We start from the raw sequence: 17,236 nt of genomic DNA, 5'->3' as shown, positions 1-17,236 counted from the left end.
TCGCCCTGAAAAGCGGCTAGAACTTGGTTCTCAGGAGGCATGCGGGTTTGGATCGATAAATTTCGACTGATCATCGATAAAACCCGAAGGTATTCATGCCTTTTTCAACGCCCTGTTAAAGGGTATTTTGCAGATTTAGCACGTCCACTGCCATCAAATATGCCATGGAAAAGCCATTAACGAAGAGGCCGCCAGTCGACAATCCATTCCCGATCGTCAATGATAACCGCCGGCCGGGACCGCGGCGCGGCCGGGCAGCAGCGTCACCACCACGCCGGCAAAGCCGTCGGGAACGGTGAGTGCATGCACCCGGCAGTTGCCGGGGAGCGGCTTGAACTCTTCCAGCGCCTGGCCAAGGCACTTCAGGTGCGCCTCGCGCTGGGCCCACGCGTGCGCGAACATGTCGGCGCGCCGCGCCGACGAGGCGATGGCTAGCATGGCGCGCACTTCCGGCCCCAGGTAGTCGAGCGCGACCCGGTCCATGTCCGGCACCTGCTGCACCTGCATGACGTCGATGCCGACTGCGCCGTGCGAATGGAACGCGGCGCAGGCGAACTGGCCCGCATGGGTGATCGACACGCCCTGCGCCGACACCTGCCCGTTAAGCAACAGCTGCGGCGCGCAACCGGGCAGCGATCGAATCGTCACCTCGTCGGCGCTGATTCCCAGCCGCAAACAGACCAGCTCGCGCAGCGCGGCGCGAATCTGCACACGTGCCTGCGGTCGCGGCACACGAGCGGTCATCAGACTGACCACATGCAAGCCCGGCTCGATCATCACGCTCTCCATCAGCGCACCAGCGCCGCCGGGCAGCCGGCCCAACTGGTGGCGGGCGGGATGAACTCGCCCTTCATCACCAGCGTCAGCGGCCCGATGCGGGCGTTGTCGCCGACTGCCGCACGGTAGAGCACAGAGCTGCGCGGCCCCATGTAGACCTTGGCGCCGATGACGACCTGGTCGATCTTCATCACGCGGTCCTCGAACAGGTGCGTTTGCGGACAGGCCAGCGCGTTCAGTTCGCTGTAGTCGCCGATGGTCACGCAGTCGAATTCGGTGATGTCGGTGGTGTCGAGATAGACCCCTTTGCCGATCTTGCAGCCGAGCAGGCGAAAGGCGACCGGCAGCCACGGCGTGCCGCGCAGGTAGCGCATGAAGTTTGGCACCGCGATCCCCTCGTACAGATTGGTCACGCCTTCGGAGAGCCAGACAAAGCCGGTCCACATGGGCGCGGCGCGCTTGCGGTAGCGCCGCACCAGCGCCCATTTCAAGGACAGCACCACCAGGAAGTTGACTGCGCAATAGATCAGGCCAGACATGCACAGGTATAGCGCTACCTCGCGCCAGCGCCCCGCGCCGGCCATGGGCATGACCTTGAGCACCACCGTATAGCCGACCGCGATGACCAGCGCGTGCGGCGCCACGATCCTGAACGATTCGACCAGCGCGCGGCCCAGCCGGCGCAGCGTCGACGGCCGATACGTCAGCGATTCGGGGTAGCCGCTGGTTTCTTCGCGCGCCGGCAGGTGGATCGGCGGCGAGCCGAGCCAGGTGTCGCCGCTGGCCATTTGCCCGTTGCGCGGCGCATGGGTATGCACACCCACCAGCACCCGTTCCGGCAGGATCGTGCCGTCCGGCACATAGCTGCCGTTGCCGATAAAACTGCGGTGCGACACCACCGTCGCCTCGGTCGTCATCCAGCCGCCGTCGATCTGCTCGTCTCCCAGCATCACGCCATCGGCGATAAAGGTTTCGTCGCCCAACGTGAGCAGGTCGGGAACCACCCCGAGCGCGGTCGAAATCTCGGCGTCGCGGCCCACCTTGGCGCCAAGCAAGCGGTACCAGGTCGAGGCGAATACGGTCGCGTAAATGCCGTGCAGCACATTGAGGCTCGATTCCTGAATATGGCTGACCAGCCATTTGGCGCAGTAGGCGTTACTGTGAATGCGGTAGCGGCCCGGCATGAGGCGCGGCAGGAAGCTCCAGCGGATGGCGGCCGACACCAGCAGCGTGGCGACGATGAGCACCGCGCTGGCGGGAAACGCCAGCAAAAAATAGCGCGCCAGAGCGGTGGCCATTGCGCCGCTGGGCAGCCATGGCAGCGTGCCGATGTCGTCAAGCCAGTCGATCAGTATGAAGCTGGGGAACACCGGCATGAAGAACAGGGTCGAGACCAGCAGCATGCCAACCATGAAGAACAAGGCTTCGCCGGCCAGACGCAGCTCGGTCACCGCCGGACGTGGCGGCAGTTCCGGCACGAACGGGCCAACGTCGCGGGCGGGCGAGCCGGCCCACACGCGTGCGGGCGGCACCGTCACGCCATCGGCGAGCGCCGACTGGCCCTGCAGATGGCCTAGAACCCCAACCGCCGTGTTTCCTTCGAGAAGGCAGAATGACGAGACACACGTGTCGGCGCCCAGTTCAACCGGGCCCAGTACCAGCCGGCCCCGCTCGACCCGGCCATTTTCGATGTTCACCGCGTTACCGATGCTGGCGCCGTCGCCGATGCGCAGCAGGTCGGGCGCGCGCAGCGTCATCGAGCCGATGATCACCGAGCGCCCCACCTTGGCGCCAAGCGCGCGCAGCCACCAGTTGTACAGCGACGAGCCGCTGAGCAGGTAGGCAGGCGCCCCGTCAATCAGACGATCGGCCAGCCACCAGCGGTAATAGGTCAAGCCCCACAGCGGATAGGAACCGGCCCGCATGCGCCCGGCAATGAGCCACTTGCCGGTGATGGCGACAAGAAACTCCATCAGCGTGGCGAGCAGGAACACAAGGATTGCGGCGGCGATCGCGCGCGCCACCGAGTCGCCGGGTTCGCCGGTGAAGTAATGGTAGGTGAAGAAAGGGGCCAGCCATTGCGCCATGCGCAGCGTCACCAGCGGCGGCACCGCCGCCGCCTGCGCCAGCGCGCAGCGCCAGCGCTTGAAGGCGGACGGCGGCGTCCAGTCGGCCTGGGCCAGATGCGCCTCGTGAGGCTCGGCCAGTGCCGCGGCGATGCGCCCGACCTGGCGTTGCTGATAAATGTCGCGCACCGTGACATGGGCAAATGCCGGATCGGCGCGCAACGCCGACGCCAGCCGCGCGGCAAAAAAAGAATGCCCGCCCAGGTCGTTGAAAAAATCGGCTTCGCGCCGGATCGGCATGCCGGGAAACAGCGTCGCCAGCGCCTTAAAAAGAGCGGCCTCGGCGACGGTCTCGGGCAGGTCGGAATCGGCGGCGGCGTTTGGCGCGGGAGCGGAAAGCGGCATGGCACGCAGTACCTTGCGATCGATCTTGCCCGACGTCAGGCGCGGCATCAGCGCCAGGTGTTCGTAGCGGCCAGGCACCATATAGGGCGGCAGCAGCGCGGTCAGCGCATGGCGCAGACGCGGGGCGTCGACGTCGCCGGCGCCAGAGGGCACCACGTACGCCACCAGCTGGTCGATGCCGTCGTCGTTGCGCAAAAGCACCGCGACCGTCCCCACGCGCGGCTGCTGCGCCAGCACCGCCTCGATCTCGCCCAGCTCCACGCGAAAGCCGCGGATCTTGACCTGGTCGTCGGTTCGGCCCAGGCATTGCACCTGGCCGTGCGCATCGATGCGGGCCAGGTCGCCGGTGCGGTACAGGAAAGCGTCGTGCACGCCGCTCGCCCACGGGTTGCGCAGGAATTTTTCCGCCGTCAGGTCGGGGCGGCCCAGATAGCCGGCCGCGAGCCCGGGCCCGGTGATGCACAGTTCGCCGGTCTGGCCGCGCGGCTGCAGCGCGAGTGCGGGGCCTTCGGTGCCGATGACCAACAGGCCGTAATTGGGAAGCGGCGTGCCGATCGTGATCGGGCGTCCCGGCTCCAGGCGCGCCACGCTGGCCGACACGGTGGCCTCGGTCGGACCGTAGGTATTGAATATCTGGCGCCCGGGCCGGGCCCAGCGTTCGACCAGCGATGCGGGACAGCTTTCGCCGCCCAGGTTGATCAGCCGCAGCCCGGGCACGTCCTGGCTGAACAGCGCCAGCAGCGTCGGCACCGCGTGCAGCACGCTGACGCCGTTGGCGGCGAGCATGCGTGGCAGCGTTTCGGGGTCGCCCGCAATCTCCTTCGGTCCGATCCACAGCGTGGCGCCGACCAGGTAGGCGATCCAGATCTCTTCGAACGACATGTCGAAGGCAACCGAAAAGCCCTGATAGACGCGGTCGCCGGCGCCGATGCCCAGTACCTGGTTCTCGCTGCGCAGAAAATGGCAGATGCTGCGCTGCGAGATGACGATACCTTTGGGCTTGCCCGTCGAGCCGGAGGTATAGATGACATACGCGGGACTGTCGGGGGCGACGGCGGCGCGCCGGCGCAGGGCGCGTCCGGGTTCCACCGGTAGCAACAGCCGCGGCGCCTCCCACACGGTCACCTTGGCGCCGGCCAGCTGGCCGGACAGCGCGGCGCTGGTCACGACCCCGGCCGCAGCGGCGTCTTCGAGGCAAACGCGCAATCGTTCGACCGGCGTGTCCTGGTCGACCGGCAGCCAGGCCGCGCCGACCTTGGCAATGGCGGCCTGCAGCACCAGCAAGTCGACGCCGCGCTCCATCCACAGCCCGACGATGCTGCCGGGGCCCAGGCCGGCGTCGATCAGGCGTGATGCGGCCAGGTCGGCGAGCCGATCCAGCTCCCCATAGCTGAGCTTTGTATCGCCAAAAATCAATGCAATCTGCTCGGGAGTGCGGCGCGCGCTCGCCTCGAGCAGATCCGCCAGGATTTCTTCGCGCAGCAGCGCAGGGGCGGAAGGGCCGTAGAGGATCTCGGCGTGAACGCCAGCAACTTCCGGCGCGACTATCTCTTCATTCATGACATCCTTTGGGCATCGCAATTACAGCTAACATATCGCAGTATTGTCGGCGATTCGAAGCTGTCGCGAGGAAAATCTTTCCGTGTGCGCTCAGCGTTCGAGCGCGCACGAGGTGCGCACCGACGCTGCGCGATCCGGCCAGCCCGGGCATGAAAAAAGCCCCTGAAATCTCCAATCGCCGTCAGCCGCGCAGGCTTTCAGAGTGGAGGCCTGCCGCTCAACCTCTTCGATCGCACGTTGCCACGCCAGCTTGAGGTCCACATGGCATAATGTTTTCTAGTTAAAACTTTGGCATATTAATCACAGGATTATTCATGGGCAAAACGCCATCTTTGAAAAGCACTATTTTTGTTGATACGAACATAGCGATGCATTTTCTGAGATTGGATCAGATCCGTTGACTTGGTCATTTGTGCCGTGTTCCTGGCTGAGCTGGACAAGCATAAGGCGGAACACCAGACGAAGAAACTCCGCAAGCGGGCCGGTGACTATGCCAGCTGGTTGGCGCGCGCATTTGATCAGCCTTCAATTCGGCAAGGCGTTACTTTGCGCTTCCTGCCTAACGAACCGATGCTGGACTTTAAATCGCACGGGTTAGACCCGCGTACACCAGATGACCGATTAGTAGCTGCGGCTATCGAACTTTCGAGCGCGGAACCTGAACTGGCTGTTTCTGTAATCACCGCAGACTTGGGCCTGTCCCTGAAGTTCCGTTCACGTGGAATTACGGTAATGAAACCGCCGGAATCGGCACGTCTTCCAGATGGCCCAACAGACGAAGAACTTGAAGTTCGAGAATTGCGCAAACAACTGGCCACTTATGCCAATCGTCAGCCCAGGCCAATACTGACCTTTGCGGATGGCGGGTCGATATTACTAATCGAACAGCAAAGTCTTATCGATGAGCTAGACTTCGTTACGCCACGTATGGACAAGGTTCGAAAGAAATTCCCGTATATCGGGGCGACCGAGATGCCGAACCTTAGCAGCTATCCTCTAGCCACGCAGATAGGCTCCAACTTGCATAGCCTGACAACTAGCTATGATCGAGCATTTAACATCGATGTAGATCGATAATTGGAGGAGTACAGAATTTTCCTGAAAGACTGTTATGACTATGCTCGTCGATGCGCTGCAATAAAGCAGGTAGACTTGCAAATTTCCAACATCGATGGAACCGCGCCTGCGTCGAAAATGGATGTTTTTCTTACCTGCGATGGCCAAGCAGTTCTGTCGGATGCTGATAATGTTGGCGCTCAGCCCAGCGCTCCGAACCAGCCCACAAAGCGTGACAGGTTCTCAGGGACGTCGATCAACCATTCTATATTCACCCCACCAAGGATTCGAACGCTTGACGACGTTCTACGAGATCGAGATCCGACTAGGGATAGGCTGACAGTGGATTCAGGCAAAGCTTGCTTCTATGTTCATCAGGTCAAGCATCGCCAGTCAGAAGAAATGCCGCCTGTCTGGCTTGACTTCGGCGAGTTAGAAAAATTATGCTCTACTACGCTGACGTATGAGATTCATACAGACGAACTCGCTAATCCAATCGGAGGTTCGCTCCACGTTAAATTCAAAAATACCTGATTATGTTCTTTTCTCAGAACTCTACCGCTCCCTACGGGTCAAATCTTCAGAATGTTTGAGTTACTGAGGAGACGATGATGGCGATCAACGGAATTCAGTTTCAGAAGGGGCTGTCCCTGGCAGCATTCCTGAAGGAGTACGGCACCGAGGAACAGTGCGAAGCCGCATTTATCAAGGCGCGCTGGCCGCACGGGTTTGTTTGCCCATGCGGCCATACAACCGCTTACGAATTCAGGCGTCAGGGACGACGTTACTGGCAGTGTGGCGCCTGTCGGCATCAGACCAGCCTGCGCTCAGGAACGGTGATGGAGCATGGTCACCTACCGTTGACGAAGTGGTTCCTGGCGATCTACCTGATCACGCAGTCGAAGACGAACATCGCAGCGCTGGCTTTGATGCGGCAATTGGGCATTTCCTGGAAGGCCGCCTGGCTGCTCAAGCACAAGCTGATGGAAGCGATGGCCCAGCGCGAGGCCGATCGCCCACTGGAAGGCGATGTCCGTGTCGATGACGCCTACCTGGGCGGGGAACGCACTGGCGGCGGACCGGGACGCGGATCGTCGAACAAGGTGGCCTTCGTCGCGGCCGTGGAAATGCGCGAGGGGCGTCCGCAGCGAGTGCGTTTCGATCCGGTCGCCGGCTTCTCGTTCGCGGCCCTGACGCTCTGGGCGCGGCTGGCCGTGGCGCCGGGCAGTTGCGTGGTGTCCGACGGGCTGTTGGGTTTTGAAGTGCTCGAGCGGCTCGGTTACACGCATAAGGTGGCATTGGCCCCGCGCGGCAAGGCCGGCACCGAAATCGAGCCCTTCAGATGGCTCAATGTCCTGCTGGGCAACCTTAAAACGGCCTTGTCGGGAACTCATCACGCGTTCAAGTTTGCAAAGTACGCCCGGCGCTACCTTGCCGAGGTCCAATACCGCTTTAATCGACGCGCCGATTTGGCCGCCATGGTGCCGCGGCTAGCGGTCGCGGTGGCACAGACGAGACCGTGTCCCAAACGGATGATCTTGGGAAAGGCTGAGGAAAGAACATAATCAGGCAAAAATAAATGAGTTCGCCAGCGATGCACCCGGCCTGTTCAGCGACGGGTGAATCGTTGGTGATTGCTAAAAAAGCTGCGTAAACTAGCTATTGCCACTTGGCAACCCTACTCCCACTCGATGGTCGCTGGCGGCTTGCCCGAAATGTCGTAGACCACGCGATTGATGCCGCGCACTTCGTTGATGATGCGGTTCGACACCTTGCCCAGCAACGCGTGCGGCAGGTGCGCCCACTGCGCCGTCATGAAGTCGAGCGTCTGCACCGCGCGCAGCGCCACCACCCACTCGTAGGTGCGGCCGTCGCCCATCACGCCGACCGACTTCACCGGCAGAAACACGGCGAACGCCTGGCTGGTTGCTTCGTACCAGTTGCGCGGCAGGTCCCCAGAATCGATGCCAACGATCGGCGGCGCCTCGAATACGGTGTTGCGCAGTTCCTCGATAAAGATGGCATCGGCGCGACGCAGCAGGTCGGCGTAGTCCTTCTTCACTTCGCCGAGAATGCGCACGCCGAGGCCCGGACCGGGGAACGGATGGCGGTACACCATGTCGTGCGGCAGGCCGAGCGCAACGCCGAGCTTGCGCACTTCGTCCTTGAACAGTTCGCGCAGCGGCTCGAGCAGCTTCAGGTTCAGCGTATCGGGCAGGCCGCCGACGTTGTGGTGGCTCTTGATGGTCTGGCCCTTCTTGCCCTTGCCGGCGCTTTCGATGACGTCAGGATAGATCGTGCCCTGCGCCAGCCAGCGCGCCTTCGGCAGCTTGGCCGCTTCGACCTGGAACACTTCGACGAATTCGCGGCCGATGATCTTGCGCTTGGCTTCCGGATCGGACACGCCCTCGAGGTGGCCGAGGAACTGCGCTTCGGCATCGACGCGGATGACCTTGACGCCGAGGTTCTTGGCGAACATGTCCATCACCATCTTGCCTTCGTCCAGGCGCAGCAGGCCATGGTCGACGAACACGCACGTCAGCTGGTCGCCGATGGCGCGGTGGATCAGCGCCGCGGCCACGCTCGAATCGACGCCGCCGGACAAGCCAAGGATCACTTCATCGGCGCCGACCTGCGCGCGGATTTTGTCGACCGCTTCGGTGATGTAGTCGGGCATGTTCCAGTCGGATTTGCAGCCGCAGATTTCATGCACGAAGCGGCCCAGCACAGCCTTGCCTTGCACCGTGTGCGTCACTTCCGGGTGGAACTGCAGGCCGTAGAAATGACGATCTTCATCGGCCATCGCGGCGATCGGGCAGCTTGGCGTACTGCCCATCAGCTTGAATCCCGGCGGCATGTCGAGCACCTTGTCGCCGTGGCTCATCCATACTTTCAGCATGCCGTGGCCTTCGTCGGTGACGAAGTCGTTGATGCCGTTCAGCAGCGCCGTATGGCCGCGCGCGCGCACCTCGGCGTAGCCGAACTCGCGCACCAGGCCGTTTTCGACCTTGCCGCCCAGCTGCGCGGCCATCGTCTGCATGCCGTAGCAGATGCCCAGCACCGGCACGCCCAGCTCGAACACGGCCTGCGGCGCGCGCGGCGATTCGCCTTCCAGCGTGGAACTGTGGCTGCCCGACAGGATCACGCCGGCGGCGCCGTAGTTGCGCACGAATTCGTCGCTGACGTCGTACGGAAACACTTCCGAAAAGACGCCGGAGTCGCGCACGCGGCGGGCGATCAGCTGGGTGACCTGGGAACCGAAATCAAGGATGAGGATTTTTGAATGCATGGGGGAGATGTCTGTAGTGGCAAAGGTGATGCTTGAAAAGCAAACGCGGCGAACTGGTCGCCGCGTCGTCCTGGAATTACTCGGAACGATAGTTCGGAGCTTCCTTCGTGATCTGCACGTCATGGACATGCGATTCGCGCATGCCGGCCGAGGTGATCTCGACAAACTCGGCCTTCTCGCGCAGCTCGTCGATCGTCGAGCAACCGCAGTAGCCCATCGACTGGCGCACGCCGCCGACCATCTGGTAGATGATCGCCAGCACGCTGCCCTTGTAGGCAACGCGCCCTTCGATGCCTTCCGGCACGAACTTCTCGGCCTTGGCGTTGGCGTCCTGGAAGTAGCGGTCGGCCGAGCCGTCCGCCATCGCACCGAGGCTGCCCATGCCGCGGTAGGACTTGTAGCTGCGGCCCTGGTACAGGATTACTTCGCCCGGCGCCTCTTCGGTGCCGGCGAACATCGAGCCCATCATGACGGTCGATGCGCCCGCTGCCAGCGCTTTCGAGATGTCGCCCGAGAAGCGGATGCCGCCGTCGGCGATGCACGGAACGCCGCTGCCCTTGAGGGCGTCAGCGACGTTCGAGATCGCAGTGATCTGCGGCACGCCGACGCCGGCAACGATCCGGGTGGTGCAGATCGAGCCAGGGCCGATGCCGACCTTGACCGCGTCGGCGCCGTATTCGACCAGCGCCAGCGCGGCGGCGGCGGTGGCGATGTTGCCACCGATAACGTCCACTTGCGGATGGCGCGTCTTGATCCAGCGTACACGGTCGAGGATGCCTTGCGAATGGCCGTGGGCGGTGTCGACTACCAGCACGTCGACGCCGGCGGCGACCAAGAGGTCGATGCGCTCCTCGTCGCGCTCGCTGACGCCGACCGCGGCGCCGACCAGCAGCTTGCCGAGCGCATCTTTGGAGGCGAACGGGTGCTCATGGGACTTCTGGATGTCTTTCACGGTGATCAGGCCGCGCAGCTCGAACTCATCGTTGACGACCAGCACGCGCTCGAGGCGGTGCTTGTTCATCAGGCGCTTCGCTTCGGCCGTGTCGGCATCTTCCTTGACGTACACCAGCTTTTCGCGCGGGGTCATCTTGGCGCGCGCTTCGGCGTCGAGTTCTTCTTCGAAGCGCAAGTCGCGGTTGGTGATGATGCCGACCACGGTCTTGCCTTCAACGACAGGGAAGCCGCTGATGCCGTACTGTTCGGTGAGCTTGATGACGTCGCGAATCTTCATGTCCGGCGGAATGGTGATCGGGTCGCGCAGCACGCCGGCCTCGAAACGCTTGACGCGTGCCACTTCGCGCGCCTGTTCTTTCGGCGTCAGGTTCTTGTGGATGATGCCGATGCCGCCCTCTTGCGCCATTGCAATGGCCAGGCGCGCTTCGGTGACGGTATCCATCGCGGCCGACAGCAGCGGGATGTTCAGCGAAATGTTGCGGGTCAGGCGGGTCTTGAGGGAGGTGTCGGCGGGAAGAACGTTTGAATAAGCCGGAACGAGCAGCACATCATCGAACGTGAGTGCTTTCTGAAGTAGACGCATAGCATTTTCCTATTGGCGCAAAAGCGAATTATACAGAAGTTCGTGCCGGCCGTCCGGGCCGGGCCGCTTTTTGCCGCTTAACCCGACGATACGGATTGACAGCGTTACCGAATCAGGGTGTAGTGACGTACGGCAACTGATCTGGACCTGCAATGACTACTACTTCCCGCGCGCGCCTGCTGGCGGCCACCGCCCTGATGGCGTTTGCCACGCTGGCGCAGGCGCAATACATGTGGATCGACGAAAAAGGCATCAAGCAATTTTCCGACCGCGCTCCGCCGCCATCGATTCGGCTGAAAAACATCCTGAAAGCGCCGCCCGGCGTGCTGACCGCGCCGCCGGTGCTGGTGCCGAGCGACGTTGCCGCCACGCCTGCCGTTGCCGCACCGGCTGCCGCCAAGGCCAAAGCGGCGCCGACGACGGCCGACCGCAACGCCGATTACAACCGGCGCCAGAAGGAAAAGACCGATGTCGAGCTGAAAGAAAAGGAAGAGCGCGAAGCGAAGCTGGCCAAGGCGGAACAGTGCGAAGCGCTGCGCTTGTCGAAGCGCACGTTCGAGTCGGGCGCACGCATCGGCGTGCAGCAGAAGAACGGCGAGCGCGGTTACATGACGGACCAGCAACGCGCGGTCGAGTCGGCTAAAATCGACAAAGGCGTGGCCGGCTGCCAGTAGCGGTGGACACCGGGCGTCAGGCGTGCTTCTTGACCGCGCGGCGTCGCCGGCTGTCCTTCGGATCGGCCAACAGCGGCCGGTAGATTTCGATGCGGTCTTGCGCGCGCAGCACGGTGTCAAGCTGCTTCTTCTTGGCAAAAATGCCAACCGGGCAAGTGTCCAGACCGATGCCGAGTTCGTCCAGCACGCCGCTTTGCGTCAGCGCCTCGCCGATGGTGGTGCCTGGCGCCACCTCGAACTCGCGCAACAGTTCCATCGTCGGCGTGGCATAGCACACGGCAACCGGCAGCATCTCAGCCATACGCGATTTCGGCGCGCTTGCAGAACGAGTCGACCATGTTGTTGGCGATCATGCCGAAGACGGGCCCAATCAGTTGCTCCAGGATCAAGCTGGAAAACTCGTAGCGCAGATCGAACTCGATCTTGCAGGCGTCGGCGCGCAGCGCCTTGAACGTCCAGACCCCGTCCATCACCTTGAACGGGCCGTCCACCAGTTTCATCGTCATCTGGGTCGGGCGCTGATTGGTGTTTGCGGTAGTGAAACTTTGCTTTACGCCGTGGAAGTTGATCGCGAGGCAAGCGACAAGCCGTTCCTCGCTGCGCTCGAGCACCTTGACGCCGCCGCACCAGGGTAAAAACTTGGGGTAATCTTCGACCTTCGCGACCAGATCGAACATCTGTTCCGCGCTATAACCGATAAAAACTGTCTTGTGCACTACTGCCATGAGTCTGCCGTTTGCTATGATGTTGGATATGTTGCATCAGTCCCGCGTTCGCAGCGCGACACAGTAGTTTAACCGACACGCGTATTTTAGCTAATTCATGAGTATTGCAGACAACAAAAAAGCTTTTCACGACTATTTCATCGAGGACCGCTACGAAGCCGGTATCGTGCTCGAGGGATGGGAAGTGAAGGCTATCCGCGAATCGCGCGTGCAGATCAAGGAAGCGTACGTGGTCGTGCGCGGCGACGAGCTGTACCTGTTTGGCGCCCACGTCAGCGCGCTGGCGACAGCGTCCGCGTTCACCCACCCGGATGCGGTGCGCACGCGCAAGCTGCTGCTGCACCGCGCCGAGATGGACAAGCTGATCGGCAAAGTGGAGCGTTCCGGCTTCACGCTGGTACCGCTGAACCTGCACTTCAAAGGCGGCCGCATCAAGTGCGAGATCGGCCTGGCCAAGGGCAAGAAGCAACACGACAAGCGCGCCAGCGAGAAAGAACGCGACGGCAAGCGCGAAGTTGCCGCGGCGATGAAGACGAACGTCAGGTAGTACCAGCGGCCGGTTTGGCCGCAAACCGCTCCAACCCGCTCAGCCGCCAGCAAATAAAGCTGAGCACCAGTCCGCCCATCATCCCCAGCGACAAGTGCAGCGCGCTATCGAACAGTAGCGGCGCCACCACGCCCGAGACAATCGCAAAGCTGATCATCTGGATGAATGACAGCATCGACGACGTCAGGCCGCGGTTGTCCGGAAACAGCGCAAACGCGCTCAGCTGAATCGGCGGCATTGCGGCGGCCAGGCCGAAAGTAAACACCATCAGCGGCAACACCGCCCACGGCACCTGCGCCACGAACAGCAGGTTGTAGACCACGCCCATGCCGGCGCCGAGCGCCATGACGGCGAAGCCGATCCACTTCATGCGCGTCGGCGCAATCCTGGCGGCCGCCTTGCCGCCCCACGCCGAGCCCAGCACCATGCCGCCGATGAGCGGGATGAACATCCAGCCGAACGCCGTTTCCGGCAAATGCAGAATTTCCATGACGAAGTTGGCCGCCGAGCCGATGTACAGCGACAGCCCGCCGAACGCCATGCCGACCGCCAGCGACAGCAGCAAGAAGCGCGGGTTGCGCAGCACCATCAGGTAATTGGCGGCGATGGCGCCGGGGTGGAACGCGTGCCGTTTTTCCTTCGGCAAGCTTTCCGGCAACGCGCGCCAGGCCAGCAGCACCATCAGCGCGCCGAAGCCGGCCAGGAACCAGAATGTCGAGCGCCAGCCGAAGTGCACGTGCAGCCAGCCGCCAAGAACAGGCGCGATGGCCGGCGCCAGGCCGAACACCATCATAATGTGCGACATCATCTTCTGTGCTTGCGGTCCGGAAAAGCGGTCCTGCACGATGGCCGCGCCGATCACCGAGCCGGAGCCGGCCGACAGGCCCTGCAGCGCGCGGCACACCAGCAGCCAGCCAAAGCTCGGCGCCAGCGCCGCGCCGATCGAGGCCAGCGTGTAGACCACCAGCGCGACCATGATCACCGGGCGGCGGCCGAGCGAATCGGACAGCGTGCCGTAGAACAGCATCATGAAGGCGAAGGCGAACAGGAAGATCGACAGCGTCTGCTGGACCGCAACGGCTCCGACATTGAATTCGCGGCCGATCGCCGGCATCGATGGCAGGTAGGTGTCGATCGCGAGCGCGCCCACCATGCCGAGAAAAGCAAGCATTACGGTCAACATTCGCTGCATGCGTCAGTGCCTAAAAAAAATTGGCGCCGCACATGCGAACAACCGGACGCGAATTTTACCGTATCGGCCCTCTTTCCGCTGAGGCTGGCTCAGCGCGCCAGCGACTTGCCGAAGCGCTCCGTGCGCGGCATCCAGTTGCCCAGCATGTCGGCCGACACCAGCACCCGCTCGGCGCGGCCGATCAATAGCGCGCGCGGCACCAGGCCGATGACGCGCGAGTCGGCGCTGTTGTCGCGGTTGTCGCCCAGCATCAGGTACTCGCCCGGCGGGATCGTCAGCGGCGCAAAATTGCGCATCGCCGCCACTTGCGGCATGACCTGGATGCGGCGCTGTCCGCCGCCTACCGTTTCGGTCAGCTGCAGCGCGCTGATGATGCTGCCGGCGAGCGGCTCGGTCGCCTCAATCGGCTGCGAGTACGTGGCCGGCTGGCCGTTGATGGTCAGCTGCTCGTCGCGCATTTCCACCACGTCGCCCGGCAGACCGATGACGCGCTTGATCAGGCGCGTGCCGTCTTTCGGCGAACTGAAGGTGACGACGTCGCCGCGCTGCGGGTCGCCAAGGTGCGTGACGATGATGTCGGTGAGCGGCACCTTGAGGTCGAACGCGAGACGGTTCACCAGCACCACGTCGCCCTCGAGCAGGTTGGGCCGCATCGAGCCGGACGGGATCGGATTCCAGTCCGCCACAGCGGTGCGGAAAATACCGAACAAGAAGAGGAACATCAGCAAGCCCTTGTTGGCGCGAATGAATCGTTGCATGTCCCGTCTCCCGGCAGTTGGTGTCACTACGTTATAAGCCGGTTTCCTTTAACCAAGCTTAAATAACCCGCCGGCGCCACGATCGGATCGTTAATTTCAACACCGTCGTGAACCGCTAATGCGGCTTTGCATCATCCTTGACCGCCGCCAGCGCCAGCATGTCGACCAGCCCGGGCGCCAGCAGCTTGAGGAAGCGGCCGATCTTTCCCTTGGCCGTCATCACCACCTCGCGCCGGCGCCGGTCCATGCCGTCGACGATCAGTCGCGCACACTCCTCGACCGGCATCGCCCCCTCCTCCTTCAGCGAGCTCACGCCAGCCTGTCCGCCGGCGGCATTGAAGCCGTGGTGACGAATCATCGTCGCCACCACGCCCGGATACGCGGTCGTCACGCTGACCCCGGCCTCCTTCAATTCGACCCGCAGCGCTTCGAAAAAGCCGGTCATGGCGAACTTGGTAGCGCCATACGCGGTGCGTCCCGGCACGCCGACCAGCCCTGCCAGCGACGATACCGCGACGATGCTGCCGCCGGACGCCAACAGGTGCGGCAGCGCGGCGTGGGTGCACCACACGCTGCCCCAGAAATTGACGCGCATGAGCTCTTCATACCAGGCCAGGTCATCGACATCGGCGAACAGCGCATGGGCCGAACGGCCGGCGTTGTTAATCAGCGCATCGATGCGCCCGAAGCGCGCCACCGCCTGCGCCACCAGGTCGCAGCACTGCTGCTGCACACCGACGTCCGTCGGCACCACCAGTGTCTGCGCGCCGAGCGCGCTGCATGCGCCGGCCACCGTTTCCAGCGCGGCGCGATTGCGCGCGGCGAGTACCAGTGCCACGCCACCGCCGGCGGCCAGCTGGCGCGCCATCGCCGCGCCGATGCCGTCCGAACTGCCGGTGATGACTATGACTTTCAATGCCGCCATTGCTGCTCCTCGGTTGACCAACAGATTGACACGGGCGAGATTACCATGCTCCGCGTAATTTATTGCCCATCAAGAATCCTTGGTATTGATAAAGTTCGGGCATGGGCATTGTGCGACCTCACACATCAGCCAAACGCCGCGCCTGGCGCGCATGATTTCAGCTGGCATATCACTTCCCAGGGGACGAGATGAGCAAGCCTTTCGCCGTCGCTGCGTTCGTCGGCTCGCTGTTCGCCTTCAGCACTGCGGCTGCATGCACGGAAGCGTCCGCCCATTTCATGCTGGGGCAATGGGCGCGTCACGCCGGGGATTGCCGCCGGCCAGAACTGACATTCTTGCCCGGGCGCGCGCACTTCCTGCAAGATTGCGAATGCGCCCGATTCGCCCGTCGTCATGGCGAACCTGCGTTCGCTTTGCCGCAACGTGCTGGAGCCGGTGCGAGCGCATTTCCAGCGAGCGATTGTCGTCCATAGCGGTTATCGATGCCGCGCGGTCAACACCGCGGTCGGCGGCAGCGAATCGTCCCAGCATTGCAAGGGCGAAGCCGTTGATTTTCACGTCAGCGGCTTTTCCGTCTACGAGGTGGCGTCCTGGATGAAAGAGAATATCGATGACGACCAGCTGATGCTGGAGAACTTCATACCCGGGATTAAATCATCGGGTTGGGTGCACTGTTCGTTCAAAGGCGACAACCGGGATGACGAACGCACCAAATTCAAGGGCTCCAGAAAGTACTATCCCGGCATCTTGTTGCGGCCGTGACCGGCGGCCGCGCAACCGTCATTTTTGGGTTTTGACGATCTGCATGGCGCTGGCAATGAGCCCGCTCATCTCGCCAAGGTTGGCCGGCACGATGATCGAGTTGTTGGTCTTGGCCAGGTTGGCGAACGCGTCGACGTACTTCTCCGCCACGCGCAGATTGACCGCTTCCTGTCCACCCGGCTCGCTGATGGCCGCGCCGATCTGGCGCAGCGCCGTGGCGCTGGCGTCGGCCAGTGCAATGATCGCCGATGCCTGGCCCTGGGCGCGGTTGATCTGCGCCTGCTTCTCACCTTCGGAACGGGCGATCTGCGCGGCGCGCTCGCCGTCGGCGATGTTGATCTGCTCCTGCTTGCGCCCTTCAGAGGCGGCAATCAGCGCGCGTTTTTCGCGCTCGGCGGTGATCTGCGCCTGCATCGCGTGCAGGATCTCTTTGGGCGGCGTCAGGTCCTTGATCTCGTAACGCAGCACTTTCACGCCCCAGTTGGCGGCCGATTCGTCGATCGCGTTGACGATCGTGGTGTTGATGTGGTCGCGCTCCTCGAACGTCTTGTCGAGCTCCATCTTGCCGATCACCGAACGCAGCGTCGTCTGCGCCAGCTGCGATATCGCTGCGATGTAGTTCGACGATCCGTACGAGGCGCGCATCGCGTCGGTGACCTGAAAGTACAGGATGCCGTCGACCTGCAGCTGCGTATTGTCCTTGGTGATGCAGACCTGTGGCGGCACGTCGAGCGGGATCTCCTTGAGAATATGCTTGTACGCCACGCGGTCGATGAACGGCACCACGATGTTCAGGCCAGGCGCCAGCGTCGCGTGGTATTTGCCGAGCCGCTCGACCACCCAGGCGTGCTGCTGCGGCACCACGTTGATGGTCTTGAACACAAACACCATCGCGACGACGAACAGCACCAGCGCCACAGTTCCGAAATTGAATTCCATGTTGAGCCTTTTGATTAGATGATG

17 protein-coding genes are annotated in these 17,236 nt (G+C 62.7%); 6 read left to right on the top strand and 11 right to left on the bottom strand.

The features are described from left to right. Positions 1-216: 216 nt before the first annotated feature. A complete protein-coding gene (locus ACP7DD_RS14635; protein WP_426175553.1) occupies positions 217-789 on the bottom strand; it encodes a 4'-phosphopantetheinyl transferase family protein in 573 nt (190 codons plus the stop codon). Continuing rightward, positions 789-4,808: a Pls/PosA family non-ribosomal peptide synthetase gene (locus ACP7DD_RS14630; RefSeq protein WP_426175552.1), complete on the bottom strand. Its 4,020-nt coding sequence runs from the start codon at positions 4,806-4,808 to the stop codon at positions 789-791. Before ACP7DD_RS14630 ends, ACP7DD_RS14635 begins: the two co-directional genes overlap by 1 nt. Before the next feature lie 402 nt (positions 4,809-5,210). On the opposite strand from ACP7DD_RS14630, the gene ACP7DD_RS14625 reads away from it, so the two are divergent. The 3 genes from ACP7DD_RS14625 (at position 5,211) to ACP7DD_RS14615 (ending at position 7,429) form a co-directional block, all read left to right on the top strand. Further along, entirely contained in the window at positions 5,211-5,885 is a 675-nt protein-coding gene (locus tag ACP7DD_RS14625) for a PIN domain-containing protein (RefSeq protein ID WP_426175551.1), read from the top strand. A gap of 75 nt (positions 5,886-5,960) precedes the next feature. Continuing rightward, positions 5,961-6,398, top strand: a complete 438-nt coding sequence (locus tag ACP7DD_RS14620; protein WP_426175550.1) for a hypothetical protein — start codon at positions 5,961-5,963, stop codon at positions 6,396-6,398. A 77-nt stretch (positions 6,399-6,475) separates the two neighbouring features. After that, on the top strand, positions 6,476-7,429 hold the full coding sequence (locus ACP7DD_RS14615; RefSeq protein ID WP_426175549.1) for an IS1595 family transposase: 954 nt from the start codon (positions 6,476-6,478) through the stop codon (positions 7,427-7,429). A 113-nt stretch (positions 7,430-7,542) separates the two neighbouring features. Here ACP7DD_RS14615 and guaA read toward each other — a convergent pair whose 3' ends face one another. Beyond that, complete coding sequence (gene guaA / locus ACP7DD_RS14610) at positions 7,543-9,153, bottom strand: glutamine-hydrolyzing GMP synthase (protein WP_426175548.1); 1,611 nt, start codon at positions 9,151-9,153, stop codon at positions 7,543-7,545. A gap of 76 nt (positions 9,154-9,229) precedes the next feature. Beyond that, positions 9,230-10,690 carry an IMP dehydrogenase gene (guaB, locus tag ACP7DD_RS14605; protein ID WP_426175547.1) on the bottom strand — a complete coding sequence of 487 codons (1,461 nt, stop codon included), beginning with the start codon at positions 10,688-10,690 and terminating at the stop codon, positions 9,230-9,232. 152 nt (positions 10,691-10,842) lie between these two features. Here guaB and ACP7DD_RS14600 point away from each other — a divergent pair, with 152 nt between their 5' ends. Next, on the top strand, positions 10,843-11,364 hold the full coding sequence (locus ACP7DD_RS14600) for a DUF4124 domain-containing protein (protein WP_426175546.1): 522 nt from the start codon (positions 10,843-10,845) through the stop codon (positions 11,362-11,364). A gap of 16 nt (positions 11,365-11,380) precedes the next feature. Here the strand turns inward: ACP7DD_RS14600 and ACP7DD_RS14595 are convergent, their stop codons facing one another. After that, positions 11,381-11,665 (bottom strand): RnfH family protein, encoded by a 285-nt coding sequence (locus tag ACP7DD_RS14595; protein WP_426175545.1) that lies wholly within the window; start codon positions 11,663-11,665, stop codon positions 11,381-11,383. Beyond that, complete coding sequence (locus ACP7DD_RS14590; RefSeq protein WP_426175544.1) at positions 11,658-12,089, bottom strand: type II toxin-antitoxin system RatA family toxin; 432 nt, start codon at positions 12,087-12,089, stop codon at positions 11,658-11,660. Before ACP7DD_RS14590 ends, ACP7DD_RS14595 begins: the two co-directional genes overlap by 8 nt. A gap of 97 nt (positions 12,090-12,186) precedes the next feature. On the opposite strand from ACP7DD_RS14590, the gene smpB reads away from it, so the two are divergent. After that, complete coding sequence (gene smpB, locus ACP7DD_RS14585; RefSeq protein ID WP_426175543.1) at positions 12,187-12,636, top strand: SsrA-binding protein SmpB; 450 nt, start codon at positions 12,187-12,189, stop codon at positions 12,634-12,636. Here smpB and ACP7DD_RS14580 read toward each other — a convergent pair. The 4 genes from ACP7DD_RS14580 to ACP7DD_RS14565 all read right to left on the bottom strand — a co-directional run bounded on the left by ACP7DD_RS14580 (position 12,629) and on the right by ACP7DD_RS14565 (position 15,906). Beyond that, positions 12,629-13,828 (bottom strand): multidrug effflux MFS transporter, encoded by a 1,200-nt coding sequence (locus tag ACP7DD_RS14580; RefSeq protein ID WP_426175542.1) that lies wholly within the window; start codon positions 13,826-13,828, stop codon positions 12,629-12,631. The two genes, smpB and ACP7DD_RS14580, sit on opposite strands and share 8 nt — an antisense overlap. Positions 13,829-13,917: 89 nt before the next feature. Beyond that, on the bottom strand, positions 13,918-14,586 hold the full coding sequence (gene lepB / locus ACP7DD_RS14575; protein ID WP_426175541.1) for a signal peptidase I: 669 nt from the start codon (positions 14,584-14,586) through the stop codon (positions 13,918-13,920). 115 nt (positions 14,587-14,701) lie between these two features. Next, entirely contained in the window at positions 14,702-15,502 is an 801-nt protein-coding gene (locus ACP7DD_RS14570; protein ID WP_426175562.1) for an SDR family oxidoreductase, read from the bottom strand. A gap of 134 nt (positions 15,503-15,636) precedes the next feature. Next, on the bottom strand, positions 15,637-15,906 hold the full coding sequence (locus tag ACP7DD_RS14565) for a hypothetical protein (RefSeq protein ID WP_426175540.1): 270 nt from the start codon (positions 15,904-15,906) through the stop codon (positions 15,637-15,639). On the opposite strand from ACP7DD_RS14565, the gene ACP7DD_RS14560 reads away from it, so the two are divergent. After that, the gene (locus ACP7DD_RS14560; protein ID WP_426175539.1) at positions 15,905-16,273 is read left to right on the top strand and encodes a D-Ala-D-Ala carboxypeptidase family metallohydrolase; all 369 of its coding nucleotides are present in this window, start codon (positions 15,905-15,907) and stop codon (positions 16,271-16,273) included. The genes ACP7DD_RS14565 and ACP7DD_RS14560 overlap by 2 nt on opposite strands. Positions 16,274-16,291: 18 nt before the next feature. Here the strand turns inward: ACP7DD_RS14560 and ACP7DD_RS14555 are convergent, their stop codons facing one another. Beyond that, complete coding sequence (locus tag ACP7DD_RS14555; RefSeq protein WP_426175538.1) at positions 16,292-17,212, bottom strand: SPFH domain-containing protein; 921 nt, start codon at positions 17,210-17,212, stop codon at positions 16,292-16,294. Positions 17,213-17,236 lie beyond the last annotated feature (24 nt).

Source organism: Massilia sp. TWR1-2-2 (assembly GCF_049897565.1).
Lineage (GTDB): Bacteria > Pseudomonadota > Gammaproteobacteria > Burkholderiales > Burkholderiaceae_D > JAFCUW01.
This window is presented reverse-complemented; position numbering and strand designations above follow the sequence as displayed.